This is a genomic window from Psychrosphaera algicola (assembly GCF_028401425.1).
Taxonomy (GTDB): Bacteria; Pseudomonadota; Gammaproteobacteria; order Enterobacterales; family Alteromonadaceae; genus Psychrosphaera; species Psychrosphaera algicola.
On the sequence record NZ_JAQOMS010000002.1, the window covers coordinates 3,016,196 to 3,041,291 of the forward strand.

General features: G+C 39.8%; 24 protein-coding genes and 5 pseudogenes. 12 read left to right on the forward strand and 17 right to left on the reverse strand.

Features of this window, described 5'->3' with window-relative positions:
• Positions 1 to 11: 11 nt before the first annotated feature.
• From ubiB to ubiE, 3 genes and pseudogenes are all read right to left on the reverse strand, one after another.
• A complete protein-coding gene (ubiB, locus tag PN838_RS16555; RefSeq protein ID WP_272181376.1) occupies positions 12 to 1,670 on the reverse strand; it encodes a ubiquinone biosynthesis regulatory protein kinase UbiB in 1,659 nt (552 codons plus the stop codon).
• Positions 1,667 to 2,269, reverse strand: coding sequence for a ubiquinone biosynthesis accessory factor UbiJ (locus tag PN838_RS16560; RefSeq protein ID WP_272181377.1), 603 nt, complete (start codon positions 2,267 to 2,269; stop codon positions 1,667 to 1,669). The genes ubiB and PN838_RS16560 overlap by 4 nt, the downstream gene beginning before the upstream one ends.
• A 2-nt stretch (positions 2,270 to 2,271) precedes the next feature.
• Positions 2,272 to 3,033, reverse strand: a pseudogene (gene ubiE, locus PN838_RS16565) (bifunctional demethylmenaquinone methyltransferase/2-methoxy-6-polyprenyl-1,4-benzoquinol methylase UbiE).
• A gap of 155 nt (positions 3,034 to 3,188) precedes the next feature.
• Here ubiE and PN838_RS16570 point away from each other — a divergent pair.
• The 5 genes from PN838_RS16570 to PN838_RS16590 are packed head-to-tail and all read left to right on the forward strand — an operon-like array spanning position 3,189 to position 5,679.
• Complete coding sequence (locus PN838_RS16570) at positions 3,189 to 3,692, forward strand: hypothetical protein (protein ID WP_215964644.1); 504 nt, start codon at positions 3,189 to 3,191, stop codon at positions 3,690 to 3,692.
• Between the two features lie 48 nt (positions 3,693 to 3,740).
• Positions 3,741 to 4,124 carry a hypothetical protein gene (locus PN838_RS16575; protein ID WP_272181378.1) on the forward strand — a complete coding sequence of 128 codons (384 nt, stop codon included), beginning with the start codon at positions 3,741 to 3,743 and terminating at the stop codon, positions 4,122 to 4,124.
• On the forward strand, positions 4,093 to 4,296 hold the full coding sequence (locus tag PN838_RS16580) for a hypothetical protein (protein WP_272181379.1): 204 nt from the start codon (positions 4,093 to 4,095) through the stop codon (positions 4,294 to 4,296). The genes PN838_RS16575 and PN838_RS16580 overlap by 32 nt, the downstream gene beginning before the upstream one ends.
• Complete coding sequence (locus PN838_RS16585; protein WP_272181380.1) at positions 4,262 to 5,260, forward strand: diguanylate cyclase domain-containing protein; 999 nt, start codon at positions 4,262 to 4,264, stop codon at positions 5,258 to 5,260. Before PN838_RS16580 ends, PN838_RS16585 begins: the two co-directional genes overlap by 35 nt.
• On the forward strand, positions 5,257 to 5,679 hold the full coding sequence (locus PN838_RS16590) for an EAL domain-containing protein (protein WP_272181381.1): 423 nt from the start codon (positions 5,257 to 5,259) through the stop codon (positions 5,677 to 5,679). The genes PN838_RS16585 and PN838_RS16590 overlap by 4 nt, the downstream gene beginning before the upstream one ends.
• A 203-nt stretch (positions 5,680 to 5,882) precedes the next feature.
• Here the strand turns inward: PN838_RS16590 and PN838_RS16595 are convergent, their stop codons facing one another.
• Positions 5,883 to 6,782, reverse strand: coding sequence for a GGDEF domain-containing protein (locus tag PN838_RS16595; RefSeq protein WP_272181382.1), 900 nt, complete (start codon positions 6,780 to 6,782; stop codon positions 5,883 to 5,885).
• Positions 6,783 to 7,031: 249 nt separating this feature from the next.
• On the opposite strand from PN838_RS16595, the gene PN838_RS16600 reads away from it, so the two are divergent.
• The 5 genes and pseudogenes from PN838_RS16600 to tesB all read left to right on the forward strand — a co-directional run bounded on the left by PN838_RS16600 (position 7,032) and on the right by tesB (position 11,408).
• On the forward strand, positions 7,032 to 7,220 hold the full coding sequence (locus PN838_RS16600) for a TetR/AcrR family transcriptional regulator (RefSeq protein WP_272181383.1): 189 nt from the start codon (positions 7,032 to 7,034) through the stop codon (positions 7,218 to 7,220).
• Between the two features lie 17 nt (positions 7,221 to 7,237).
• Positions 7,238 to 7,699 (forward strand): hypothetical protein, encoded by a 462-nt coding sequence (locus PN838_RS16605; RefSeq protein WP_502592202.1) that lies wholly within the window; start codon positions 7,238 to 7,240, stop codon positions 7,697 to 7,699.
• Between the two features lie 5 nt (positions 7,700 to 7,704).
• A pseudogene (locus PN838_RS16610) lies at positions 7,705 to 9,461 on the forward strand (DUF885 domain-containing protein).
• Entirely contained in the window at positions 9,462 to 10,535 is a 1,074-nt protein-coding gene (locus PN838_RS16615; protein WP_272181385.1) for a potassium channel family protein, read from the forward strand.
• A pseudogene (tesB, locus tag PN838_RS16620) lies at positions 10,535 to 11,408 on the forward strand (acyl-CoA thioesterase II). The gene PN838_RS16615 and the pseudogene tesB overlap by 1 nt, the downstream one beginning before the upstream one ends.
• Before the next feature lie 240 nt (positions 11,409 to 11,648).
• Here tesB and PN838_RS16625 read toward each other — a convergent pair.
• Together PN838_RS16625 and PN838_RS16630 are read right to left on the reverse strand one after the other, a co-directional pair.
• Complete coding sequence (locus tag PN838_RS16625; protein WP_272181386.1) at positions 11,649 to 12,719, reverse strand: lysophospholipid acyltransferase family protein; 1,071 nt, start codon at positions 12,717 to 12,719, stop codon at positions 11,649 to 11,651.
• On the reverse strand, positions 12,716 to 13,948 hold the full coding sequence (locus PN838_RS16630; protein WP_272181387.1) for a 1-acyl-sn-glycerol-3-phosphate acyltransferase: 1,233 nt from the start codon (positions 13,946 to 13,948) through the stop codon (positions 12,716 to 12,718). The genes PN838_RS16625 and PN838_RS16630 overlap by 4 nt, the downstream gene beginning before the upstream one ends.
• 151 nt (positions 13,949 to 14,099) lie before the next feature.
• Between PN838_RS16630 and lexA the strand changes: the two are divergent.
• Positions 14,100 to 14,716: pseudogene (gene lexA / locus PN838_RS16635) on the forward strand (transcriptional repressor LexA).
• Between the two features lie 242 nt (positions 14,717 to 14,958).
• Here the strand turns inward: lexA and maoP are convergent.
• From maoP to PN838_RS16655, 4 genes and pseudogenes are all read right to left on the reverse strand, one after another.
• Positions 14,959 to 15,354, reverse strand: a complete 396-nt coding sequence (gene maoP, locus PN838_RS16640) for a DUF413 domain-containing protein (RefSeq protein WP_272181388.1) — start codon at positions 15,352 to 15,354, stop codon at positions 14,959 to 14,961.
• 579 nt (positions 15,355 to 15,933) lie between these two features.
• Complete coding sequence (locus tag PN838_RS16645) at positions 15,934 to 16,254, reverse strand: gamma-glutamyltransferase (protein WP_272181389.1); 321 nt, start codon at positions 16,252 to 16,254, stop codon at positions 15,934 to 15,936.
• Positions 16,255 to 16,275: 21 nt separating this feature from the next.
• Positions 16,276 to 18,160: pseudogene (locus PN838_RS16650) on the reverse strand (hypothetical protein).
• 221 nt (positions 18,161 to 18,381) lie between these two features.
• The gene (locus tag PN838_RS16655) at positions 18,382 to 18,834 is read right to left on the reverse strand and encodes an MmcQ/YjbR family DNA-binding protein (protein WP_272181390.1); all 453 of its coding nucleotides are present in this window, start codon (positions 18,832 to 18,834) and stop codon (positions 18,382 to 18,384) included.
• Positions 18,835 to 19,273: 439 nt separating this feature from the next.
• Here PN838_RS16655 and PN838_RS16660 point away from each other — a divergent pair, with 439 nt between their 5' ends.
• Positions 19,274 to 20,479 carry a DUF5610 domain-containing protein gene (locus tag PN838_RS16660; protein WP_272181391.1) on the forward strand — a complete coding sequence of 402 codons (1,206 nt, stop codon included), beginning with the start codon at positions 19,274 to 19,276 and terminating at the stop codon, positions 20,477 to 20,479.
• A 117-nt stretch (positions 20,480 to 20,596) separates the two neighbouring features.
• Here the strand turns inward: PN838_RS16660 and PN838_RS27880 are convergent, their stop codons facing one another.
• From PN838_RS27880 to rluF, 7 genes are all read right to left on the reverse strand, one after another.
• A complete protein-coding gene (locus tag PN838_RS27880; protein WP_334313393.1) occupies positions 20,597 to 21,202 on the reverse strand; it encodes an adenylate/guanylate cyclase domain-containing protein in 606 nt (201 codons plus the stop codon).
• The gene (locus PN838_RS27885) at positions 21,154 to 21,768 is read right to left on the reverse strand and encodes an adenylate/guanylate cyclase domain-containing protein (RefSeq protein ID WP_334313394.1); all 615 of its coding nucleotides are present in this window, start codon (positions 21,766 to 21,768) and stop codon (positions 21,154 to 21,156) included. The genes PN838_RS27880 and PN838_RS27885 overlap by 49 nt, the downstream gene beginning before the upstream one ends.
• Entirely contained in the window at positions 21,702 to 22,883 is a 1,182-nt protein-coding gene (locus PN838_RS16670; RefSeq protein ID WP_272181392.1) for a CHASE2 domain-containing protein, read from the reverse strand. The genes PN838_RS27885 and PN838_RS16670 overlap by 67 nt, the downstream gene beginning before the upstream one ends.
• Positions 22,884 to 22,962: 79 nt before the next feature.
• A complete protein-coding gene (locus PN838_RS16675; RefSeq protein WP_272181393.1) occupies positions 22,963 to 23,184 on the reverse strand; it encodes a hypothetical protein in 222 nt (73 codons plus the stop codon).
• Entirely contained in the window at positions 23,147 to 23,383 is a 237-nt protein-coding gene (locus PN838_RS16680; RefSeq protein WP_334313395.1) for a PGPGW domain-containing protein, read from the reverse strand. The genes PN838_RS16675 and PN838_RS16680 overlap by 38 nt, the downstream gene beginning before the upstream one ends.
• Positions 23,383 to 24,159 (reverse strand): DUF4097 family beta strand repeat-containing protein, encoded by a 777-nt coding sequence (locus PN838_RS16685; RefSeq protein ID WP_215964659.1) that lies wholly within the window; start codon positions 24,157 to 24,159, stop codon positions 23,383 to 23,385. Before PN838_RS16685 ends, PN838_RS16680 begins: the two co-directional genes overlap by 1 nt.
• A 190-nt stretch (positions 24,160 to 24,349) precedes the next feature.
• On the reverse strand, positions 24,350 to 25,090 hold the full coding sequence (gene rluF, locus PN838_RS16690; protein WP_272181395.1) for a 23S rRNA pseudouridine(2604) synthase RluF: 741 nt from the start codon (positions 25,088 to 25,090) through the stop codon (positions 24,350 to 24,352).
• Positions 25,091 to 25,096 lie beyond the last annotated feature (6 nt).

Below are 25,096 nucleotides of genomic sequence, written 5' to 3' on the forward strand. Positions count from 1 at the left end.
ATCTGCAATGACTAGCGGTTTTTAATGAAAACCCGATAAGCAAAGTAGATAACTGCAAGGCCCAAAAATCCACTTAACCCAAACCACAGTTGATTGTCGAATTTGGCAAACAACGCTGTGAGTAACAAAGATAAACTCGATAGTGAAAATAACGTGAGGTCTTTCACAAATTGTTTGTGTCCATTTTGCGCTATCTGATATTCGCTAATGAGTTGTTGCTGTAATGTGGGTAACTGCTTAATGCTAGTTAAACTTGCGTGTACTAAATCTGGTAAACCTGGGGCCTTTTCAATCCAATAAGGCGCATTTGATTTAATTTGTTTCCACGCTGATTTAAAGCCAATTTGCTGATTAACCCAGTCTTCTAAAAATGGTTTTGCGGTTTGCCACAAATCAAGTTGCGGATAAAGTTGTCTTCCTAGCCCTTCAACATACAACAGTGTTTTTTGCAGCAAAACGAGTTGTGGTTGTACTTCCATTTCAAACTGTCTTGCGGTGTCGAATAAACCGATTAACACTTGAGCAAAAGATATTTGGTCCAGAGGTTTATTAAAGATAGGTTCGCAAACCGTGCGTATTGCCATCTCAAATTGTTCGACATTCACATGCGCTGGAACCCAGCCAGATTCAACATGCAATTGAGCAACTTTTAGATAATCACGGTTAAAAAATGCGACAAAATTTTCAGCAAGATAGCGTTTGTCACCAGAATTTAAGGTGCCCATGATCCCAAAGTCGATTCCGATGTATTGTGGATTTTCAGGAGTTGTCTCAGCAACAAAAATATTACTAGGGTGCATATCGGCATGGAAAAAACTGTCCCGAAACACCTGAGTAAAAAATACGCTCACGCCTTTTTCTGCAAGTCGTTTTAAATCTGTATTTTGGCTTTTTAGTCGCTCAACATCAGAGACCGGGATGCCATAAATACGCTCCATAACCAGCATGTTTTTACGGCAATGTTCACTGTAAATTTCTGGAATATAGAGGTCATCAGATTGTTCAAAATTTCGTTTTAACTGCTGACCATTTGCGGCTTCTTGCGCGAGGTTTAATTCACTATGTATGGTTTTTTCGTATTCTTCTATGACTTCTAAAGGGCGTAAACGAACGCCGTCTTTTAAATAACGTTTAACAAGACCCGCAGCGAGTTTCATCAAGCTAATATCGGCTTCAATTTGCTGCGTAATACCGGGTCTAATGACCTTTATTACAATATCTTTTGGCTGTTGGTCAACGAGTAGTGTTGCGGCATGAACCTGAGCAATAGACGCTGTTGCTAACGGTGTGGTTTCAAAGGTTTCAAAGCGTTGGTGGATATCGTCGATGCCAAGTGCCTGACAAATGATGTGTTTTGCTTGTTCGCCGTCAAAGGGAGCGATTTGATCCTGCAGTTTTGATAACTCAACACTAAATTCGTCAGACAATAAATCTTTGCGAGTGGATAACATTTGCCCAAGCTTAATCCAAACTGGGCCAAGAGATTCAAGGGCCAGTCTAATATTGTATGCGTTGGCTGATTTTTGTTTGGTTTTTGGATACCAGAAAAACACCAAAAGAATTAGCTTGATATACCAAGGACGGAGATGCTTTGGAATGCCGCTAAACAAGCGATAGTACAAAGCGGTATGGAATATAAATGCCAAGCGGCTTAAGTTCGAGAGTTTCAAACTGACTTCCTAAATTGAGTGAACATTGAGAATAAACGCTCAGTTTGAGCATGCAAGTTGTCGACGTCTTCAATAAATTGGTTTATTTCAATGTTATCTGGCGTGACTTTGAGTTCGTCGGTCAAGGCGGAAGCAACTGTGTAATCAATATCGGCAAGCTTGCGGGCAAGTAATTGGTTTAATTTGATGATGACACTTGCAACACGGTGTGCAAGGGCATCACCTAAATATGTCGACAACCACTCTTGCCAATCTATGTTGCTTTCAATTAATAAATTTGAATAGGCCTGTGCAATTCCAAGGTCACCCTCAAGTTCGAGTTCATCCGATTTGATGAGTTTGGTCAGCACCGAGGCATCGGATAACGATTTTAATTTATCGAATTTTGTACGGACGGTGCAGTCGCTACCTTCAGCATTGGTCATTAACTTAATTTGGTTATTAATGACCAACAAACTCAGTGACAGTTTTAAATCGGTTAACGTAACAGTGAATTTTTTGTTTTCTAACTTAGCCAGTTTTTGCTTTGCATTGTAGTCGTAACCGAGTGCTTCGTTCAGCGCCGGTTCAATAATCATAAAGGCAGCATTTAACAGCATAGTTAGAATTTAAATCCTTTGTGTAACGCGACAATACCGCCGGTTAGGTTTGAATAATTGACTTGGTCAAAGCCCGCGCTCTGCATCATCGTTTTAAGTGTTTCTTGATCCGGGTGCATTCGAATCGACTCAGATAGGTACAAATAGCTTTCTTTGTCATTGGCAATTAATTGGCCAACGTTAGGTAAAATGTTAAACGAATAAAAGTCATATACCTTGCTTAACCACTCTTGGTTTGGCTTAGAGAACTCAAGTACTAATAATCGTCCACTAAGGCTTTAATACGCGATAAATCGATTTAAGCGCTGCGTCTTTGTCAGTTACGTTACGTAAACCAAATGCAATAGTAACAATGTCGAATGTATTGTCGGCGAATGGTAATGCCTCTGCATTTGCTTGAATGTATTCTACGTTGCCAACAACGCCTAAGTTTTCGAGCTTTTCACGACCTACTTTAATCATTGAGTCGTTTATGTCGGCTAAAACGACTTGGCCGTTTTCACCAACGATTTCGCTAAATTTACGTGTTAAGTCACCAGTACCACCGGCTAGATCGAGTACCTTGTTTGCGGGCGCACTGCACTAGCATCAATTGTAAAGCGCTTCCAAACCCGATGAATTCCCATCGACATTAAATCGTTCATAATGTCGTATTTCGCCGCGACAGAATGAAAAACATTTGCGACTAGGTTTTGCTTGTCATTTTTGTCTACAGTTTGGTAACCAAAATGGGTTTTTTCTTCGGATTTAAATTCTGAGGTCATTGATTTTTGCGTACTGTTTTAATTGAATGAAGCTAGTTTACTGAATTGTGTAGGCGAAACCAAAGAAAAAATCAGAATATCGAATTGTAGAATACTTAACCAAATCTAATTTCTTTGCTAGACTGACAAAATAATAACAATAAAAAAAGCACCTTATGCGCATACTTATTTTTATCGTGTCATTGATTTACACCATGAACCTTGCCGATGCCAGTCAGCAAGCGCTTTTGCGTGTTCAGTGGCAACAATTAGAATTGCAAAAACACACTTTAGATAAAAATCAAAAACTCAGTCGAGTTCAGGCGCTGACTGCTCAAATTCAATCCAATAACTTAAATGCTACTCATGTTTCGCAACTCTATAACGATGTTTTTGAAACGGGAACGGCGAATGACGCTGAATTAGCATTTATGAAATGGTCGATGTTATCTCAACTAGGCTTTGACTCATCTGCTTTTCGGTTGGTCTATTTAAATCAAAATAATCATAATCAAGTAGCCTTATTATTTAACAGTAGTGATGGCGCTCGTATTTTGCTTCGTGACCAAGTATTAGATAAAGCTGAATTTAATGAACATTTAAATTTACAACACTTGTCGGTGGTATCTGTAATCGACCCTGCGTCGGTGCATTTTAGTCGTGCTGGAACTCGAATTTAATAGTGAATTGTCGCTGAATTGTTATTTGTGATCTTTTGAGGTGTTGAATTGAAACTTTCCCGTCAGCTGTTTGTAATCCACAGTTTAATTATTACCCTCTTAGTCGCCGGATACGCGTGGCTTTCTTTGTTAAACGTAAGGCAACTTACGGTGCAAGAGTTAGTGAATCAATCGAATACTGCTGCCCAATATTTATCTGACCCCCTCCATTTGGCGTTAATGTCTGCAAACCAAGAACTCTATCAAGCCAAAATAGACAGTTTTTATGATGCGGGAATTATTCACGTATTAGTTTGTTTGCAGCGGATGCCACTAAATCCGTTTTATATCAACGTACTGATCTCAGCGCTACCGCGGGGTGCCGCTTTGGTTCCAAACGATATTGCCACTAGAAGTTATAATGGGAAGCCAAGAACTGTATCGCGGTATTGATAAAATTGGCGAGTTGGAAGTTGAAATACATCCATATGCGTTTTATCAGTTTATTTGGCGACAGTTTACCGACATGTTATCTATTACTATTTTTGTCGGACTTATCGCATGGGCTTTAGGGCTCGCTCTTTTTAATATTGTATTGCGCCCCATTAGCGCGGTTCAACGCTAAGGCGGCAGCTGTTGCTAATAAACATTATCCACAAATAGAAACTCGGTCAGGTATTGCTGAGTTTGAGCAGTTGATTCAAGCCCACAATGATATGACCAAACAAATTAAAATTTTGTTTGATACGCAACAGGAACGGATGGATGAACTCAAACATAGCGTTTATCACGATACCGTGTCGGGATTACCTAACCGCGAATACTTTAACGCCGCCATAACCGATGTGATTAACACAGAAAATGACAAGGTTCATTGCGGCTTGGTGGTCGTGCATTTAACTAATTTGGGTAAGTTGAAACTCGAACAGGGTTTTCCTACCTATAAAACGGTACTTGAATTTGTAAAAAACAGCGTCGAACGAACCCATGGTTTAGGTAAAAACATTCAATTATTTCAATTGAACGAACAAGAAATGGGCGTTTTGTTATTGCATTTTGGGGCGCAGGAAATTGTTGATTTTACCAAAGACATTGCAAAGCAGATGGTCGATTGCACGCCTTTAAAAATATACGGCGGTGCCGTTTTAGGTGCAGTTGAGCTCTTAGAAACGGATACCAACAAATCACTGTTAAAACGAGTTGATACTGCGCTTAAACATGCGATTACCCAAGGTAAACGGTTTTATGTTGATAGCTCCGTTGTTAATGAGGCGGGCTCAACGGTTTATGGTTCTAAAGGTGAGTTATTAGCAGCGATGGAAACAGCACGAGTTGAGTTCTTTCTTCAACCTGTAGTTTCCACCAGTCAAAATACCTTGTTGTTTACCGAGCTATATACGAAGTTGACGGTCAACGATCAGGCTGTTTCACTTGGTACTGTTATTACAATGGCTGAAAAATTTGATGTAACTGCAGTGCTTGACCAACGGATCTTAGAAGAACTTCATAAACATTTTTATTTGGCGCTGTCGCGGGCAAAATTTCTATCAATGTATCGGCATTTTCACTTAAGTCCGAAGAGTTTATGAAATGGTTAGTGGAAATGTTAGAAAGCTCACCGGGGTTGGCTAATAATTTGATCATGGAATTTGATGAAATAGATTTGTCTCACTGCCAAACTGCGCGCGAAGCCAGTTTTAGAATCGCCAATATGGGGGTGCAAATTGCAATCGACCACTTTGGTCGTGGCTCAAGTAGTTTGGCGAGATTTTCTGATATGAAAGTTCATTGGCTAAAACTCGATAGCCGGTATATTAACCATGAAGACTCGTCGGCAAACAAAGACTACTTAAGCATGATTTGTGATCTCGTTGATAAACTAGGTGTTAATGCGGTTATCCCTAATATAGAAACTCATACACAGCTAGACTTAGCAAAAGAAGTAGGTGCATACGGCGTTCAAGGATTCCTAATAGCAAAACCCCTGTCAATTTATGAGCAAATCTAATTTGCAAGGTTTAGTAACCTGTATCCCATTTTGAGAAGGGAGACAATAATTTAGTGCAGCAGTACTCGTAGGGCTATAGAACCGCTATGCCGTTTACTAGCTGTCGGTAAATACTCGATTTCGTCCGGTTGCCTTAGCCATTCTCATTGCCGATGTGGCTTTTTGTAACGTACCTTCAATTCCGATTTTAGAATTATATGATGTTACACCGAGGAAACGGTAACTTTGGGTAATCGTTGACGGTTTTTAGCATTAACAAATTGTAATTTTTCTACGCCTTGGCGCACTTTTTCGGCAATCTCACCCGCAGTATGTACATCAGCCTCAGGGATCATGATCAAAAATTCTTCACCACCGGTGCGAACCGGCAAGCCGCTATCCGCTACGTAACTTTTAACTTTCTGAGCAACTTTAGATAAAATTACGTTTCCTATCGTGACACCGTAGTTATCATTAAATTGTTTAAAGTGATCGAGGTTTATGGCAATGGCCGCGATGTTTTGAACATCGTTACTGACCCACATGTCGACAGTTTGGTTTAAAACCGAGCGATTAAATAGTCCAGTAAGTTGGTCGATTTGTTTACTTTCTTCATACTCATCTATTTGTTGTTGAAGTTCCGCTGTTTTCGCCTGTGCTTGGCGTAACGCTTTCAACAATACGGTCTGAGAATTTTTCATCGAGGAAGAAATCTTAATGAGTCGGTCGATGACCTGTTTCGACAACGTTGTGTCTTCACGGTCTAACATCGACATGCCTTCATCTAATATAGAGATATAGTTCGACGTGTCTTTATGTGCTTTTGTTGCATGTTTTTGCGTGGTGGATACGACATTGTGAACATCATCAACAATGGCTTCTTGCTTGGCGTCTTGTTGTAAAATGAAGTCTTTGTACAATGACTCCATCAAAAATGAATCTATGGTTTTGCCGGCCTTTAAATCACGGTCTAATGTTTTTGAAATGTCCTTATTTGTTTCAGCCATATACTCATATACAACACCATAATTTATGGGATTGGCTGGCAAACGATGTTGTTTCAAAAAACCTAACGTTTTTTGTAACATGCCGTCAGCTTGCTCTATGGTATCAAGGTATTTCATGCCGCACAGACCTCAGGGCGATTTTCAACGCAAATAAAACTTGGACACATTGTACTGCTGCGCTACGGATAAGCAACAAGAACAAAATGTGATTATCGTGTTGTAAATTCACAACAGGGTTAATGAACATTCCCTTATATTCATGTTATAAACTAAGATTCTTTTATTTTAAGGTCAAGAAAATACTGTAATATTTACTGATGGACAGCAAAAGTGAACGATTACAGTAAGTAAATTTAGGTCATACGAATGGAAATGAAAAAAGCAAAAAGCCAGCAGCAAAAACTTGATCGAACAAATAGCATCATTGATGCCGCCGAGCAGTTATTTAAAACTAATAAAGGTGAACTGCCTTCTGCCAGTCAAATCGCTACCGCTGCAGGCATTGCCAAAGGTACGGTCTATATCTATTTTACGAGTAAAGAAGCTATCTTTTAACGCTTCTTGAGCGCCACATTCAAAAGTGGTTACAGGATATTGCTCGTAAAATGCAACAATTTGAAGAAAACAACTTAGATGATATTTGTCAATTTATGTTGGAGTACTGGCAGCAAGAACCGACCCTAGGTCAGTTGTATCGAATTAGTGACGCTATGTTAGAGCCAAAGGTTGATGACAAATTTCATTTTGGATTTCAAACTCGTAAGGTAAATGAATTTAAACGCTTAGTCCCTACTTTTAAAGAACTCAATCCGGATGTCACGGCAAAAGAATGGAATGCCTTGTTGCAACGTAGCTTGGCATTAATTGCTACCGCTTGGGTTTTATCAAAACCTCATAGTGATCTTGGGGCTGATAAACATGACTTCACAAAACTCGCGACGAGTCTACTAACACCGTTTTGGGAAGCGACATTAAGTAAAGTAGTGACTCTGGAAAAACCAAAATCCGGATGGCGTAAACTATTAGGGAATTAAGTGAAATGAAATTACTTCTGTTGGTTTTACCAATTTGTCTGCTGGCTGGTTGTGCCGCCACTCCGGATGCATCTAAAAACTTTAATCGTGTGTCGGACACTATTTGGGAATACCGCCAAGCTCAGTCACCTTTTTCTGCGGATCCCAATAGTGATGATCCGCGGGCTGGGCAATTGCCAGATCTTTCTGCAGAAAAGCTTCACGAAGAGTACGAACAAACATTAAAACAGTTACAACTATTAGCGGATATTGATGTTGCTTCCCTATCGGAACAAGAACAAATAAACCACGTTGTACTGACCCATAGATTACAAAACATTGCTGATGAATATCGATTTAAAAGCCATCAAATGCCATTAACCGCAGAAGGCGGTTTTCATACCTCATTGGCTTTTTTACCAAGTGGTGTGAACGTTAAATCTAAACAAAGTTTACTCAACTATATTGCTCGATTAAAAGCCTTTCCAAAATACTTTGACCAGCAAATAAAGTGGATGAACGAAGGGCTAAAAAAGGGGAATAGTCAACCCAAAGCAGTGTTAGCTGGATACGATGGCACCATAAAAGCCTTTATTACAAAAGTGCCAACAGAAAGTGTCTATTACCGTCCGTTTACTCAGATAGGCGATTTATATTCAGAGCCTGAAATAGCAGAGCTACAAAATGCCGCTCAACTTGCGATTAGCGATTTTGTTGTACCTTCTTATAAGCGTTACCTAAACTTCTTCAATCAACAGTATTTTCCGCAAGCTCGTGACACCATCGGGGTTAAGTACACACCAAATGGTAGCGAGTTTTATCAAAACCGAGCGCTGCATTACACAACGACAAATATGTCTGTGGAAGAAATTCATCAGAAAGGATTGCAGGAGGTGGCTCGAATAAGAGCAGAAATGCAGTCGATTATTGAGCAGGTAAATTTTTCTGGTTCATTTAGTGAGTTTTTAGCGTTTCTGCGAACCGACCCGCAGTTTTATGCCAAGACACCAGAAGAGCTATTGATGCGAGCGGCTTATCTATCTAAAAAATGGATGCCAAACTGCCTCAGTTATTTAAGCATTTACCAAGAACACCTTATGGGGTTGCGCCGGTGCCAGATCATATTGCGCCAAAGTACACAACTGGGCGATATGTGGGCGCGTCTAAAGATACAGACGCCGGCTATTATTGGGTTAATACCTATGCACTTGAACGTCGACCTTTGTACGAATTAGAAGCACTAACGTTACACGAAGCAGTTCCGGGTCATCATTTGCAAATTTCGTTGTCCCGTGAAATGACTGATACGCCAGCTTATCGCTCAAATTATTATATGTCGGCCTTTGGTGAAGGGTGGGGCCTGTATGCCGAAAAACTGGGACTAGAAGCAGGGTTTTATGAAGACCCATACTCTAATTTTGGACGTTTAACCTATGAAATGTGGCGCGCTTGTCGATTAGTCGTCGATACCGGTATGCACATGAAGGATTGGACAAGGCAACAATCTATCGATTATATGAAAGCTAATACCGCGCTTTCAGAGCATAATATTGAAACTGAAATAGATCGTTATATTTCATGGCCTGCTCAGGCGTTGTCTTATAAAATAGGTGAACTTACGATATCGCGATTACGACAAGAAGCTGAGCGACAACTTGGCGATAAATTTGATATCCGTGAATTCCATTATACTGTGCTTAAGAATGGTTCTGTGCCGCTGTTGGTACTAGAAAAACAAATTCAAAAGTACATTTCAAATACTAAACAAAAGGAGAGTCTCTAGTTGGTCGTTAATCAATTAATACGATTCCTGAAAATACAATTTAGTCAGGTTACTTGGAATACTATCTTCCTGCTATTTATTGCCCACGCGGCGATAAGTTGGTTAGCGCTGGTGGGTGCTGGAGAGACGGCACTAACTCGTTGGGATGCGTTTGTCTATTACTACGTCGTGACAACAAGTACGGTTGGTTTTGGCGATATGAGTCCAACTACAGAGGCGGGTAAATGGATAGTCGCGCTGGTGCAAATCCCATTAGGATTGGCAATTTTTGGGGCACTATTAGGTAAATTAGGACAATCAGTAACAAAAGTATTAAGGCAAGTTATGACAGGCGAAAAAGATTTTAGTCACTTAGATACGCACATTTTAATTTTTGGCTGGCATGAAACTCGTACCGCAAAAATTATCGAACACATACTTGGCGACAAACGCCGCATGCAACGCACAATATTATTGTGTGTTTTTGAAGATATGGAGCATCCATTTTTAGATAATCCAATGGTTGAATTCGCTCGTCTTTCTTCGTTTACTGATGACGATGAATTGAAGCGGGTCAACGTGGCGGAAGCCGATCGGATAATAGTGGATTGCATTACCGACGACATGACATTTACGTGCGCTTTAAAACTCAGTCCTTTAGTGGCGGATGATTGCCATATAAGTGCTTACTTTGACGACGAGACGAAAGTTGAAATGTTAAATAAGTATACTGATAATGTTGAATGCAATAGCTCTAAAACGGCTGAGATACTTGTACGTTCAATGCAAGACCCAGGTAGCAGCCGATTACATGACGAATTGATGTCTACACTTCAAGGTAATACTCAGTTTTCTACGCAAGTACCAGAAGATATTGGTAACGTTCAGTTTGGTCAATTATTTTACTATTTTAAACAACATCATAATGCGATTTTACTTGCTGTCGCCAAAGATCGTATCGGTTTGGACATGACACTAAACCCGGCTAGTGACTCGCTAATCACAACAGGTGATGTGCTGCATTATGTTGCGCTTGACCGTATTTTACACGAAGAAATTGACTGGACGCTTGTCCGTAAAGGAAAGGACGTATAATGAGTGAAGTACTCGACCAGCTATTAACGCACCTTAGTTTAGAAAAAATAGAAGAAGGTCTTTACCGTGGACAAAGCCAAAACTTAGGTTTTGGTCATGTATTTGGTGGACAAGTTATTGGTCAGGCGTTAAGTGCGGCCAAAGAGACTGTGGATGAACGTTTTGTGCATTCCTTTCATAGCTACTTCCTGCGTCCAGGGGATGACCGTAAACCGATCATTTATGACGTTGAAAATATTCGTGACGGTGGTTCCTTTAGCACACGTCGGATTAAAGCAATTCAATTTGGTAAGCCGATCTTTTATATGACAGCGTCATTTCAAAGTGAAGAACTTGGTTATGAGCATCAGGCTGCTAAACCTGACGTGCTAAGGTCCGGACGGTTTACTTTCTGAATACGAGTTTTATCAGGAAAACATTGATAAAATTCCACCGCATTTACATGATATCGTTAGTTGTGAAAAGCCGATTGAAATTAGGCATGTACAGGTTAACAACCCATTTAATCCGAAGGTGATGAATTCACGTCGCCAAGTTTGGATTAAAGCCAACGGCATTTTACCTAGTGACCCGCGGGTTCATCGCTATTTACTCTCTTATGCATCGGACTTTAATTTTTTACCTACGGCTTTGTTTCCGCATGGAAAAAGCTTTTTACAACGAGACATGCAAGTTGCCACAATAGACCACTCTATGTGGTTCCATCGTCCGTTTCGGATGGATGAATGGATTTTATATGACATGGAAAGTACCAGTGCGAGTGGCGGCCGAGGGTTTGTTAAAGGGCAATTTTTTGACCAAGCAGGTAATTTAATTGCGTCGGCAACTCAAGAAGGTGTTATTCGCGACCGACAAAAGTTTCCTCGAAAATAAATTTGTCGCAAACACAAAATTATCTAAAAGTTAGATAACAGATAAGTAAAAGGTCGACGTGTAAAGAGTCGACCTTTTTTATTGCGTTATTTTTTGTCTAGCCTAATGACTTTAACGATTGCAAAACTTCAGTACTTAACAAGCTGTTAATGTAGTTTGCGGTTTGTTCGCCTTCAGTTGATAGGTGCATTAAGCCCGCTTCATCTATTTTCACCAGCTTTTGCTCTCGAATACATGTTACTAATCCTGAGATGACTTTTTATCAAAATACTCAGGTGCTTTTAGGTCGTGTAATTTGAGTAAACGTTTTGCTAGCTTCAAACAATCTCGTTCCAATTCGCCACGTTGTACGCCGTCAAGTTGCGCTACGCGATTAAACGTGAGTGCATATCGTTGTAGGGTATCTTTCATTATACGGGCCAATAGGTTCAGCTGAGAGTAACCATCACTTTGACGGTCAACCAAAAATTCGCCATCACTATTTAGTTGAATAACGTCATGGGACTCGAAGTATTCAATAGTATTATCGATATATAATTCCAAGTCGGTGATCGTCATGAAAAACTCGTCACGTAGAAGAGGAATAAGCAAAGATACAATTTCGACTACGTCTCGTTTTGTTGAGTTTCGGCGGGTTAATATGATCCCTGCGATTACAGACGGTACCGCAAAAAGGTGAACGACATTATTGCGGTAGTAGCTCATTAATATTGCATTGGTATCGTCAAGACGAATAATCGTGCCGTATTCGTCGTTCTCAGATTCCACTTTCTCTAAACGGATGGCTTCATCAATGACTTCGCTACTGGTTAAACTAGGTAGTTTCACCTTGTCTGAATATGGAACCGCTTGCTGTAATTGTAAATAGAACTCAATTAATTCATCCATTTCGTCACGCGGCAAAGCGTGATTTTCTGACGTTAACAACGCCATCGCACAAAGGTTTACGGTATTGATAACAGCGGCGTCATTGATGTTTTCCATTACTAAATTTGCCGTGTGGTTTACAACAGGTGTTAACCATTTTGGTTTGACAACGTCGTCAACTGTTATGAGTGACCGCCAGTCAGGTTCTGTTTGGTTTAGGATCTCGTTTAAATTAATTGGCTTACCGAAGTTGACATCACCGTGGCCATAATTTTTAAGGTTACGAAGAGCCTTAAAGATCGCAAATACCGATTCTTTTTCTTTATTTTTACCCTGCAATTCTTTTAGGTAAGTATTTACTTCCATTACATGTTCATAGCCAATGTAAACAGGGACAAGCGTAATAGGTCGGTCTATACCACGTAACATGGCTTGTATTGTCATCGCCAACATACCTGTTTTGGGGGTAACAAACGACCCGTACGAGAACGCCCACCTTCAGTGTAATATTTGACTGGGTAACCTTTAATAAACAGCTGGCTAAGGTACTCACGAAATACGGCCGAATATAACTTGTTGCCCTTAAAGCTGCGTCTTAAAAAGAATGCGCCGGCTTTTCTAAATATAGGCCCTGCAGGCCAAAAGTTGAGGTTAATACCCGCCGCAATGTGAGGCGGAACAAGCCCTTGATGATAGATTACATAGGTTAACAATAAGTAATCCATATGACTGCGGTGGCAAGGAACATAAACAATCTCGTGGCCTTTTTGCGCCAACTCACGTAACTCGTCAGAATTATGGACACGTATGCCGTTATAAATCTTGTTCCAAACCCAAGTTAATATTCGTGAGAAGAATCGGACGTAAGTCTCGTTATAATCACCTGCGATTTCGTGTAGCAGTTTGTTTGCGTTCTTTTTCGCTTCAACCAAAGAGATGTCTTTGGTTTTCATTTCATCTTGCAGCGCTCTTTTCAACGCAGGACTTGCCAGCATACTGTTAAAAAATGCCTGACGAGCCATGATTTTAGGTCCTGTCGCAACTAAACGCTGACGTTCGAAATGAATACGCGCAACACGCATTAGTTTATGAGCTGCATCCACAGAAGTACCGTGATTGGCGACCATTTTTTGCAGGGATACTGGCTTACTAATTCGCACAAAATTGTGGCGGCCTGAAAATAATACGATAAAAAACTTTCGAAGTGGCGTGGCTTGAATCGTTGCAGCTACCAGATCCCAAATACCAATTTTGTTTTGGTCATCGGTTGCTTTGCGTTCAACCCCTGGCGAGCGACCCCAACAAATCATTACTGGCACAAAAAGGACATCTTGTTGGCTTAATTCAACTTGCTGCAGAATTTTTTGACCTTCTGCTAGCGTATCCCGCATATGTGTTTTTTCATTTTTGAATATCGACTTAATTGGTTTAACGCCAAAAGTACGGTTAAAACTCTTAAACTGAATTTTAAGTTTCGAAAACGGCGAGGCTAAGTTATGTTCACGACATGCCTGCTCAAACGCAAGTTTGTCAGTAAATGAATCGGTGGTTAACACATAACTTATCTGTTGATTCTGACTCAACGTCGATAAATCGAGTGAATCATCGATAACAACTTTGGTACGAATAAATGGTCGAGTTAACCAATAAAATACAGATGCAATAATAGACATTTTTTCGCTTAATTAATGATTTTCAAAAAGACGAGGTTGATTTTAGCAAATCGGTTCGTAAATCCTACAAATGAATTTAGTTTTTCTATTTGCAGTTTATAAATGACTGTATATACTGACAGTTATCATTACTGTATGGAAAAACAGACTTATGCGCCCGTTAACAGAACGACAAGCTCAAATATTAGACTTAATTAAACAAAGCATCGTGAATACTGGTATGCCACCAACACGAGCCGAAATTGCCACAAGACTAGGATTTCGTTCTGCCAATGCGGCGGAAGACCATTTAAAAGCGCTAGCTAAAAGGGCTTTATTGAAATATTGCCAGGTACATCCCGCGGTATTCGTTTGACTGAAGATATTTCGCAGATGGAAACTGGCCTACCGGTTATAGGTAAAGTTGCTGCGGGTTCGCCAATACTGGCGATGGAACACGTGGACAGCCACATAAATGTCGATCCAACTATGTTTAACCCTGCCGCTGACTTTTTATTGAAGGTTGAGGGTGAAAGTATGCGCGATATCGGCATAATGGATGGTGACTTTTTGGCGGTCCATAAAACTCAAACTGCTCGCGACGGACAGGTCGTTGTTGCTCGCGTAGAAGAAGATGTGACAGTTAAAAGGTTAGAACGCAACGGTAGCCAAGTTATCTTGCATGCAGAAAACAAAGAGTTTTCGCCTATTAAAGTGGATTTGAACTACCAAGACTTTGCAATTGAAGGGTTAGCCGTAGGCGTCATAAGAAATTCGTCGTTGATGTAATTTTCTGACGACAAGCTAGGAGACTATTAGCGCCGAAATTCTCACTGTACTCCGTTAGTCTTTTTTGGTGGATACGGGTGATATTAGGTTTAATTACTCTGTGAAAGATCGCTGAATACAAGATGTTCAGCGATTTTTTGTTTGTGCAGACTCGTGATCACAATACCTACACTAATGATTAAATTAGGCTACGCTGGAGTTTAGTCTAAGCAGCTGTCCAGTTTGCTTAGTCATTTACATCTTTATAAATCGTCATCGTCTATATCCGGATCGTCTTCCACATCTTCCGCTTTTGCCGTTAACGTATATTTGGGTTTACCCGTAGTGATAATATTTTCATACTTGGCCCAAACACGCTCAACAACACTTTCTGGTAGCAAGTTGTGTTCACACATTTCCAAAAAGTGCTTTTCTGCGTCGGTTTCTGCTGCAACTTTTTTCTGTTTAAGTTGCGCTAACCTAGAACCTAAAGATGACAATATCTCGGATTCCGCTATTGTAAAATCTCCAGATCGCTTAAACCCTTTTGGAAAGTTTTTGTCGTCGTAAAACTCACTAGACTGCATAAAACCATGAAATTCTGACATAGATGTTTTTACCTCAAAACCAATTTTACTAAATAATAATTTGCACTCCATTTAGTCAGAATATTAGCCGAGAAATTATCTGATGCAAGCCCCTAAATCAATTTATTTTAGTTTGTTTATTGTGTGACTAGCTTTGCTTTTTTAGGTCTTTGATTGTCTGTGAATTTTGTTCAATATAATGGGAATGTAACCGTTAAGTTTTGTGGCAATTTCAATTTAACTAACGATGTATGACTTTAAGATACTGCAGACACTATGCACTAATTAAGGTTATTAAAAAATGAGTGCTTGTCGACTAGGATCTTAGCATTAAGCCGGCGCAAATCTGCAGAGCAATAATGGCTATTAAATCGCTACGACAATGATGAAATTGGTTGTGTAGTGATGTGGTGACTATGAGGTCACTTGCGTAAATGACTTTAGGTCATATAATGACCGTTGGGGTTCAATTATTGTTGAGCCTTTTTTAGTTCAGGTGTTCGGTGTTTGATGTGTGCTCAGAAAAAAGCTAGTTGTTGTCATTTCTAGAAGAGTTTTAAGTGAGATAAAATCAACGTGCGCTAATAATTAAACGCACGTTGTAGGTTAGGTAAAGTAAACAGATTTTAAATAAACGATGAGTTTACGTATTTATTGCTCTAGTACTTTAGCTACGCCTCGATTAAATTTGTTAGTTTCAGAAGCTGCTTGCAGTTTATTACCTTGCTTAATCACAATTTGTAGATCGCCAAATGCGCCTTCTACCAAGTTGTAACCCATTTTTTCGAGTTTGTTTAATACATCATGGTCTATTCCAGAAAAATGCTTGATCTCATTTATTGGCCATAACTGATGGTGGAATCGCGGTGTATCAACAGCGGATTGTGCAGTTATTTTGATGATATAAACATAAACTCGGTAATGGGAACGGATAATTGAAAAATCAAAAAATAGTATTTTTTGATTTTTCAAAGATAGCTCAAGAGAGATTAATTATCCTTTGTCGGTCGGATTAAGATCCTCTTCTTGTCGCAAATACCCCGCGGCTTCTTCATCTTGTTCTAACGCTGCCGTAGATGTTGGATTTGCTCTAGTTTGCTGGTTTAGCTGATAAAGTTGTGATGCATTCCCCAAATCTCGTTCACTGGTAATTGAAGCTATAGATTCACGGTCTTTTAAGAACGAAATGACATCCGCTTTAATGGCGGCTAATTGCTCATTATCTTTGTGTAGCTCCATGATATGTCTTGGATGCTCCAGGTTTTTCATACCAGTCGCCGCAAATGTAGTAGAGACGATGCGGGAAACGATAATCCATGGCGTAATACTGCTTCGAACCAAAGTATTTTCAGAGCGAGTGCTATCGTGGATACCAGTACCAGTAGAAATTTTAGATTCAGTAAAGGTCCCTTCGCACTTGAAGTAGACCAACAGAGACTCGAATTGCATTTCAGCATAGAACAAATGAGCACAATTGGTCAGTAGCCTTGCAAATGCACGCAGTAAAAAGCCAATAAGCAAGATGTGAAAACTTGCGATTAATAACGTACTAAATTCCAATAGATGGTCAGAATTTATTATTTGCTCAATGTTGCCAATATTAACCGTGTCGATAAAGTGAATGATATCGATTGCGGAATAAGCAAATAGCACAGTAAAAGCAATGGCTAATAAATAAAGTGCATTGCCACAAATAAGTGAAACTAGACGGGCAGTTTGAAAGGTTTTACCTAATGATAAAGGCTTAAATTTCGGCTGTATCTCTTGGATCATTTCGCCTTTAAAGCCACCTTTACCATCAACTTGTTCCTGCAGTTGTGGTTCAAGTTCCTTGTAAACTCGGTTTGGCACTTCTTTATAACGGCGGTTCGCCATGACTAAGTTATCGAGGTTAATAAAAATTTCCTCAGGGTGTACCGATTCCTGCCAATTTTCACGAAGTTCTGATACTTCGGCTACCGGATTAGAGTTACCTAGACGAGCTTTGATCATAATAAAAATTAAGGCACTGCAAATAAGTGCTAAAACGATAGTCGCAACAAGATAAAGCGCAGCATTAAAGTCAGGCAATTGAGTCAGTGCATTATCTATATCCACTTTGTTTAGGTTACCTTGCGCCATTAACCAAGAAACAAGAAGGCCAATGATGATAGGAAAGACAAATGACAACGAAATGATTTTGGCTAGTGTACCTGAGCCTAATGCTTCAATCTGAGTTTCTGCATCACGTTGGATTGGTTTACCAGCAGAACGCCATGAAAATAGGATATAAAACATTAATAGGGTGCTATAAATAGGGAATGCCAATTCACCTGCTTCACCGGCAAACCCGGCTAAAGAAACAAATGCGATTAGACCATAGGATAGTAATGCTACTAAGGTACTTACCCACGAACCAAATAAACGCTGGGCCATATTTCGTATAGGAAAAGGTAAAAATAATAATTTTGGAATTAAGCTATGTAAAAGACGAGATAGAAAACCGACGGGTTCAACGAAGGTGCTGTTTTTTCGACCAACCAGCATTTCTTCTAATGTTTTAGCATTATATGCAACATCATTTTTTCTTCTTGTGCTGTAGATGTTTCTGACTTACTAAAATTATATGCAAGAGATGTAGGGTGATTTCTGCCGACAAAATAGCGTAATGTACTATAAATACCAGATGCTAATATTTTGATACCTAGTCCAAGCGAGATCATACCAAATATCATTAATATCCAGCCGATACGAGGGTCTTCTTTAACTGAGCCCGACGCGATGACAAGTAAACTTATCCCAACGATTGTTTGAATAATTCCTCTTAGAGCAGTGATTTTGCCCTCTAATTTAAAGGGGTTTTTAGACCGAGATCTATAGAGCCATAATCAAAAGCCACGGAATTCTCCTTGTTGTCTTATTCCATATAAGATGATGTTTTACAGTGTGTTATATCACTTCGCGGTAAATATTTCACGTCGCCGCTACTTTGCCTATATGGCACCTTTTTACAATGAATTTTTGAGAATGACTGACAAAAAGGCCAATATGTAGAACCACTCCAATTAAAAAATGATGTGCTAGCACGAGGGCGATGAGACGAAAATCGTTCGCGATTATTCATAAAGAGCGGTACGGCACAATATATTGAAAGTGAAGGTTCAGTACATTATAAATGTAATAAAATAGACGATTGATCTTTTTAGCCATTTTATTTACGACGAGCATAAAAGAGTTATCTATCAATCGTTCTATTTCGCCTTTTGGAATGGGGTCTTCAAAATAAATAGAAATCCAATGTTTTTTATTCATGTGGTAGCCCGGTTTAATTGTTGGAAAGATTTCTCGAAGCATTATCGATTCGTCCGGATCACACTTTAGATTTAACATTAATTGGTCGTCACGCCATGCGAGCAATGCAAACATTTTGTTTTTGACCTTATAGACAGAAACGTCGTCTCCAAATGGAAATGTCTCTAATGTTTCAGGCTTATTGATTAGGTAGGTTTTGAGCTGGTCAAGTTCCATTAATTCCACAGTATTGAGCTTATTAAGTTGCATAGATAAGGCCACAGACTCAACTTTAATTCAAACATTGAATTAAAGTTGAGTCTTTTAACTAAAGCTAAACTAGATTAAAACGACTCAAAATACCCATTAGGGTCTATTGTTAATTAATAATTTTTATTCTTTATTATTTTTTAAGACAAAACATCAGTCTAACTAGCTGGAAAACAATATGTTTTTGGGATATATGTTTTTGTTCGTTATTTATACAAAAAAGATATAATAAAAAATGTTAACTAATGGGGGTTATGGCCGATAACAATCTTGGGTAGATATAGGTAGAAATTTATATGATTAGATTAGACACAAATTTGATGAGTAACTTAGGGCCGAGTTCGTCAAATAACAAAACAAGGTCAATGGAAGAATCTAGTTCGACAGGTGTGAAAGCACACGAACAAATTACATTCTATCAATACAATAGTAGCGATAAAAAAGCTTTTCGATGTTTCAGCAAACGGTTCATCGTCGACTTGAAGACTCGCTGCAGGCAAAATTTCCTTCGGCAAATTCATCTTTAGAAGAACTCGAAGTTAAAGAACGCGAAGAACGAGCTAATCTTGCGGCAAACAATATCTTAAAGTTTGTTGAATTGCGGTTGAAACATGATGTGGCCGATGGCGCAACTTCTGAGCAACTCGAGTCAAGATTAAAAGCTGCTTTAGAAGGTTTTGAGAAGGGATACGACGAAGCCAACGATGTTCTAAAAGATATGAACTTGTTAAGCCCCGAAGTTGATGAAGATATATCGTTAACCAAAGAAAAGGTGCTTGCAGGATTAGAACTTTTAAAAGAAAAGTATCTACCAGAAACAGCAGTTGAAAATTCTGACAACGACGTAAATGACTTGGCCAATAGCGCTGTTAGCAGTAATGACGTTGTTGCTAAAGCTTCTAAGTCTGAAGTAAGACAAAATATTGGTAAGACGCTCGCTGAGTACAGCGCTGTTCAAGTGGGTGAAGCTCGAGATTTTAGTTTTGAATTGCAAACAAAAGATGGAGATGTCGTTACGATCAACGCATCTTCATTAATGGCCTATCAGGCAGAGTCAGCGAGTGGCTCAACAAAAACACAGTTCGGCGAATCTCAGCTTAATTATTTGTCAGCGGATAGTTTAGAAGAAAACAACTTTGCGTTTTCAGTAACCGGTGAACTCGACGATAATGAGTTAAAAGCGATAAACGATATTCTAAATAGCGTTAATGATTTAGCGACTGACTTTTATGGTGGTGATGTAAACAAGGCATTTGAGAAAGCGATGAATATGGGATTTGATTCAAACGAGATCAGTTCCTTTGCATTCTCTATGACTCGCGTAAGAAGTGTTAAAGCAATACAGGCTTATCAACCAGAACAAGAAATACTTAAACCGAGTGTGTTAAGCGAGTTAAAACCGATTGGTAAATTTGCGTCTGAGTTAGCTCGTAGCCTGACCATTGCCAAAGAGCATTTTACTCATCCGCAACAATTGATAAGCTCAATACTTGAACAGGTCGACTTACCAGAATCTTCGGGTAATGAAGCCTCTAATAGTGATGGTAAAGGCAAAATAAGCTTTTTCGAATTTGCTCAATCGCTATTGGAAAAGTTTGACGAATTAGATGCAATGACGGCAATGCCAGACGCTAAGGGTAAAGAAACTGGGTTATAACCTCAGTACTTTCATTTTGTTTGGGTTGAATTTCAAAATACATAGTTGAAACGGGCATTGCTTTAAAATCTAACAATGCCCAATAACGAATGCTCTGGTCGTTCATTCTATTTCGAGCTATTTCGAAGTGTGAGTAAACGAGCCATCCCAATCACTTGCTAAGTCTTCATGCCTGAGCTGTTCAATGCGTTCCAAATACATTTTGTAAAGGTATCGTTCTGGGAACTGCTCTAGCAAAGTGGTGTACTTTTGATCCGCACTGTCCCAGTTTTGCTCAAGGTAGTCTTGATAAGCCGATTCTAAATCGGTGATTTCCACTTTAGTGACATCGTCCAAATCGTCTAACATGCAAACGGGCTCAAAGATGGCGACGGCCAAATCTTTACCTTTTACTTTTACTTTGTCCACGGGCCTAAATGCGATATTAGGGCATTGCGCTCGGGTGAATTCACTAACAAGAAACTCCAAACCATAAAACTTTGTTAACCCTTCAAGACGAGCACCTAAATTCACTGCGTCGCCAAGCACCGTATATGCCCGACGATATTCTGATCCCATGTCACCGACGTTCATTTCACCGGTATTTATCCCAATACCAACGCGCACAGCCGGCCAGTCCTTTTTCGCAAACTCTTCCCGTAAGTAGGCGGTGATTTTTAACATGTCAAAGCCACCTATGACCGATAACTCAGCATGTCTAGGGTTGTCGATAGGGGCCCCCAAAAGGCCATAACCATGTCACCAACGTATTTGTCGATTGTACCTTCATGCTCAAATATGCTCTTGGTAATTGGAGAAAAGTATTCATTTAACATGTCTTTTAAATCATTAGCGGAGAGTTTTTCAGAGATGCTGGTAAAGCTGCGGATATCTGAAAACAGCACCGACATTTCTTTTCTTTCACCTTTTAATGATGCGCTTGATGGATCACTTAACATTTGGTCTATATGCGCTGGTGGTACATATTGGTCAAACATCGATTTGATCCGTTGTTTGTTTGCATTTTCACTAAAGAAGCCCTTTGCAATATTAAATATTGAAATCCCGATTGACACTATTAATGCATGGATTATGGGGAGGTCCATTTGTTCAACTTGCCAGAGATAGAAATTAAACCCAACGATGCTTGCGATGGAAACAAGTCCCCAAACCGCCATCGACATAGGCCCGACGAAGGGTAAGACGAATGATAAAATCAGCCCCCAAATAACAATTTGCGCTGCTACGGCACCTTCCCAAAATACCGGACGGTACTTAAACAACTCGGGATTAAGCAAACCCTCAACCACATTGGCGTGTACTTCAACCCCTGGGTATTGAATACCGACTGAGGTTTCCGTAAATCGGCAATGCCAACAGCCGATGTGCCCACTAACGCAACGCCACCTTCGAGTAATTCAGGGGCGATGCGTCCATGTAATATGTCAGTAGCAGAATAATATGGGAAAGATTTTTGTCCCCCACGATAAGGAATTAATACACGACCAAATGAGTCTGTTTTTATCCGTCGTTTAGTGCCAAATTTGATGGCTGAAATATCATGAGCTCCTTCAAATCCCTCAGATGGTTTAGTCTCAACAAAGACTTCATCGGCGAGCTCATATACGCGAGCTATTTCTATAGATAAGGAAGGGTATAACACGCCATTATGTTCAAACACTAAAGCGGCTCGGCGAATTGCTCCGTCGACATCTGGGACAGAATTGAAAAAGCCCTGCGAGATTGCCGCTTCTTGGAGGACCTCAACATTCGCAACTTTTCCGGCAAAGTGCATACTAGATATTCGAACGGCTTTAGGGTCCAACATGACAATAGGAGACGGTTTAAGCGTACCAACGTCAACTGACTTGTCATGTTGTAGCAGACCACCTAAAACAACGTCATAGTCCGCTATGGTTTGTGCAAACTGCGTATCGGCGTCGAGTTTAAGCCTTAATTCAGCGAGTTTAGATTTTGAGAGGTGATTTAAAGCGTCAGCGTCGATTAAGGTATCCACGGGATTTATTTCTGGTTCAGAAAATACGACGTCGAATCCGACAACAACGACCCCAGCTTCTTTGAGTTGTTCAACCATTCGGCTTATAGTGGCACGGCTCCATGGCCAGCGACCAACTTCTTCTAACGCCTTTTCGTCAATGTCGACAATAAAGATATTGTGGCTACTTTTTCTTGGGGTATCCGGTAGAGTGGCGTTGAGCCTTAGGTCATAAATAATGCCTTCGATTTTTGAAATGTTTTCCTGCAGTAGTTTGTTTTGCGGGTTTATTAGTCCTATAGCCAAAAAGGTGATGATTAACCCAATCGCAATCGCATTTTTTGTTTTCTTAAGCGCTTCATTTATCTGCAGATCCCTTGAAGTCAAAGTCGTAGATATAATGGCACGGCGAATGCGAGATAAAATCACATGGTTCGAATATGCCTATCTTTTATTGACCTAAGAGTACTTAACGATGAGGAAAATTGAAAGCTGACACTGAATTTGTTTAGGTTTTAATTTGAGATGTGTATTTTTTAACAATGTTGCGGTGGCATTGTGATTGTTTAGGAATAGGAATAGGAATAGGAATAGGAATAGGAATAGGAATAGGAATAGGAATAGGAATAGGAATAGGAATAGGAATAGCAAAATCCAAAACGCCCAACAGGGTCGGGCGTTTTGCAGCTGAATTAATGGGAACGGCGGCGTTTGCTAATTTGAGCATCAAGCCAACGGGCACTCTTACTCAACATCTTTTGACATCGTTTTAGCCAAACCTTTGCCGCTGGGTATTCAAAGCTAAGTAGATACAAGCCTCGGATCAGTAGCAACAGCGACGGCCCAGGGACAATGACAAATATCAAACCTAAGAACACCAACAAACCACCTGTGATTGTATAAAGAAGCTTTTTCATTTTATACCCCATTAGTCGTCAATTGAGACGTTCCCTTTGATACCAGAAATAGCCAATCCGCCAGAACCCGATTCGATAATCGTTAAGCCGCCAGCGGTATTTATTGAGATGTCGCCAGAACCATCGTCAATTGTCACCAAACCAGATATTTGAGTTACTGTTAGGTCGCCAGAGCCGTCTTCAATGTCCACATTACCTTTAATATTGGCGATATAGAGTTCACCTGAGCCGTCGTCAATCCAAACATTTCCGTCTGCGTTTTTAACGACGATGTCACCAGAACCATCATCGATAACAATGTCTTTGGCAACTTGGTTGAGCAAAATGTTTCCAGATCCGTCGTCAATCGCAATACCGTTGGTGACGTTTGATATAGAAATATCCCCAGAACCATCATCGATAGTTAAAGCGAGTTCAAGTGGCATGGTTATTTGTAAATGTATACGCGGTGAAGAGCCAATCCAGTAGCCAGAACTACCGTCATGTTTTGCAACTAGCTCAGCGGATTTACCGTTTTTTCTTAGTGTGAGTTGATAATCTTTTTGTTTTGTTGTGAAGATTGAAGCTTCAACAATAATGTTGGTTTGTCCCTCAATACCTCTAATTGTAAGGTCGCCGGCACCCGCTTCGATTTCAAAATTACGTAATCCTGTGGCATCAAGCTCGAGTTTTTCAGTTAATTGCACGTTGGCTTTTTGGCCTTTGTTGCCCCCAACATGAATGACACAGGCTGAGATCGCAGTAGTAAACAGTGCAAGGATAGTGAATTTAACGAATAGCTTTTTCATATTTTTAAACGGTCCTAATTTTAACGTTATTAAGCTATAACAATCAAAATCGAGGCCATGTTTTAACTATATGATTTTAAAGGTTTAAAATATATTTTTATAAAAAAGAAACGTTGCGTTTGGTTTAATAAACCACTATCTGGCAAAAATGCCAATATTAGTGGTTTATTTAAGCCAATATTTGTATGGTTTAGTCGGCTGTTTTGGATGAGCCCTGCACTGCGTTATTTATTGTCGCCATTTCATTTTTGGTCAATTCTCGCCATTGTCCTACAGCTAACCCTTTTAACGATACATTCATTATTCGTGTGCGTTTTAATTTCGTAACGTCATATCCCAAATATTCACACATGCGGCGAATTTGTCGATTGAGTCCTTGAGTTAAAATAATTGAAAATTGCTTTGGCCCAATAAGCTTAACTTTACAAGGTTTAGTTACGGTACCTAAGATTGGGATACCTTTTTCCATTCGAGATTTAAATCGGTCGTTTAATGGGGTGCTAACAGTAACTACATATTCTTTTTCATGGGCGTTTTCGGCACGAAGAATTTTATTAACAATATCGCCATCAGAGGTTAAAAATATGAGCCCTTCGGAAGGTTTATCGAGGCGACCGATTGGGAAAATACGTTGCTTGTGATTGATCGCGTCTACGATATTGCCCCTAACATGTTTTTCAGTCGTACAGGTAATGCCAATTGGTTTATTGTAGGCAATATAGATCCTATCCGACTTATTTTCGGCACTCGCTTTAATCAACTTACCATCAACTGTTACAGTATCTCCTAGCAAAACTTTTGTGCCAAGCTCGGGAATTTGTTCGTTAATTTTTACGCGATTTTGCTCGATTAACTTGTCGGCTTCACGTCTAGAACAAAAGCCAGATTCGCTTATATATTTGTTTAGACGTTTGGATATGACTTCGCTCAAAATCAG

What these genes read in the sequence shown, in the direction of transcription:
- PN838_RS16625 (WP_272181386.1), bottom strand. Translation starts at nt 12,719, where the DNA reads ATGACAATACAAGCCATGTTACGTGGTATAGACCGACCTATTACGCTT.
- PN838_RS16570 (WP_215964644.1), top strand. Translation starts at nt 3,189, where the DNA reads ATGCGCATACTTATTTTTATCGTGTCATTGATTTACACCATGAACCTT.
- PN838_RS16600 (WP_272181383.1), top strand. Translation starts at nt 7,032, where the DNA reads ATGGAAATGAAAAAAGCAAAAAGCCAGCAGCAAAAACTTGATCGAACA.
- PN838_RS16590 (WP_272181381.1), top strand. Translation starts at nt 5,257, where the DNA reads ATGAAATGGTTAGTGGAAATGTTAGAAAGCTCACCGGGGTTGGCTAAT.
- PN838_RS16660 (WP_272181391.1), top strand. Translation starts at nt 19,274, where the DNA reads ATGTTTCAGCAAACGGTTCATCGTCGACTTGAAGACTCGCTGCAGGCA.
- maoP (WP_272181388.1), bottom strand. Translation starts at nt 15,354, where the DNA reads ATGGAGTGCAAATTATTATTTAGTAAAATTGGTTTTGAGGTAAAAACA.
- PN838_RS16680 (WP_334313395.1), bottom strand. Translation starts at nt 23,383, where the DNA reads ATGGGGTATAAAATGAAAAAGCTTCTTTATACAATCACAGGTGGTTTG.
- PN838_RS16685 (WP_215964659.1), bottom strand. Translation starts at nt 24,159, where the DNA reads ATGAAAAAGCTATTCGTTAAATTCACTATCCTTGCACTGTTTACTACT.
- PN838_RS16630 (WP_272181387.1), bottom strand. Translation starts at nt 13,948, where the DNA reads ATGTCTATTATTGCATCTGTATTTTATTGGTTAACTCGACCATTTATT.
- PN838_RS16560 (WP_272181377.1), bottom strand. Translation starts at nt 2,269, where the DNA reads ATGCTGTTAAATGCTGCCTTTATGATTATTGAACCGGCGCTGAACGAA.
- PN838_RS16595 (WP_272181382.1), bottom strand. Translation starts at nt 6,782, where the DNA reads ATGAAATACCTTGATACCATAGAGCAAGCTGACGGCATGTTACAAAAA.
- PN838_RS16580 (WP_272181379.1), top strand. Translation starts at nt 4,093, where the DNA reads ATGGGAAGCCAAGAACTGTATCGCGGTATTGATAAAATTGGCGAGTTG.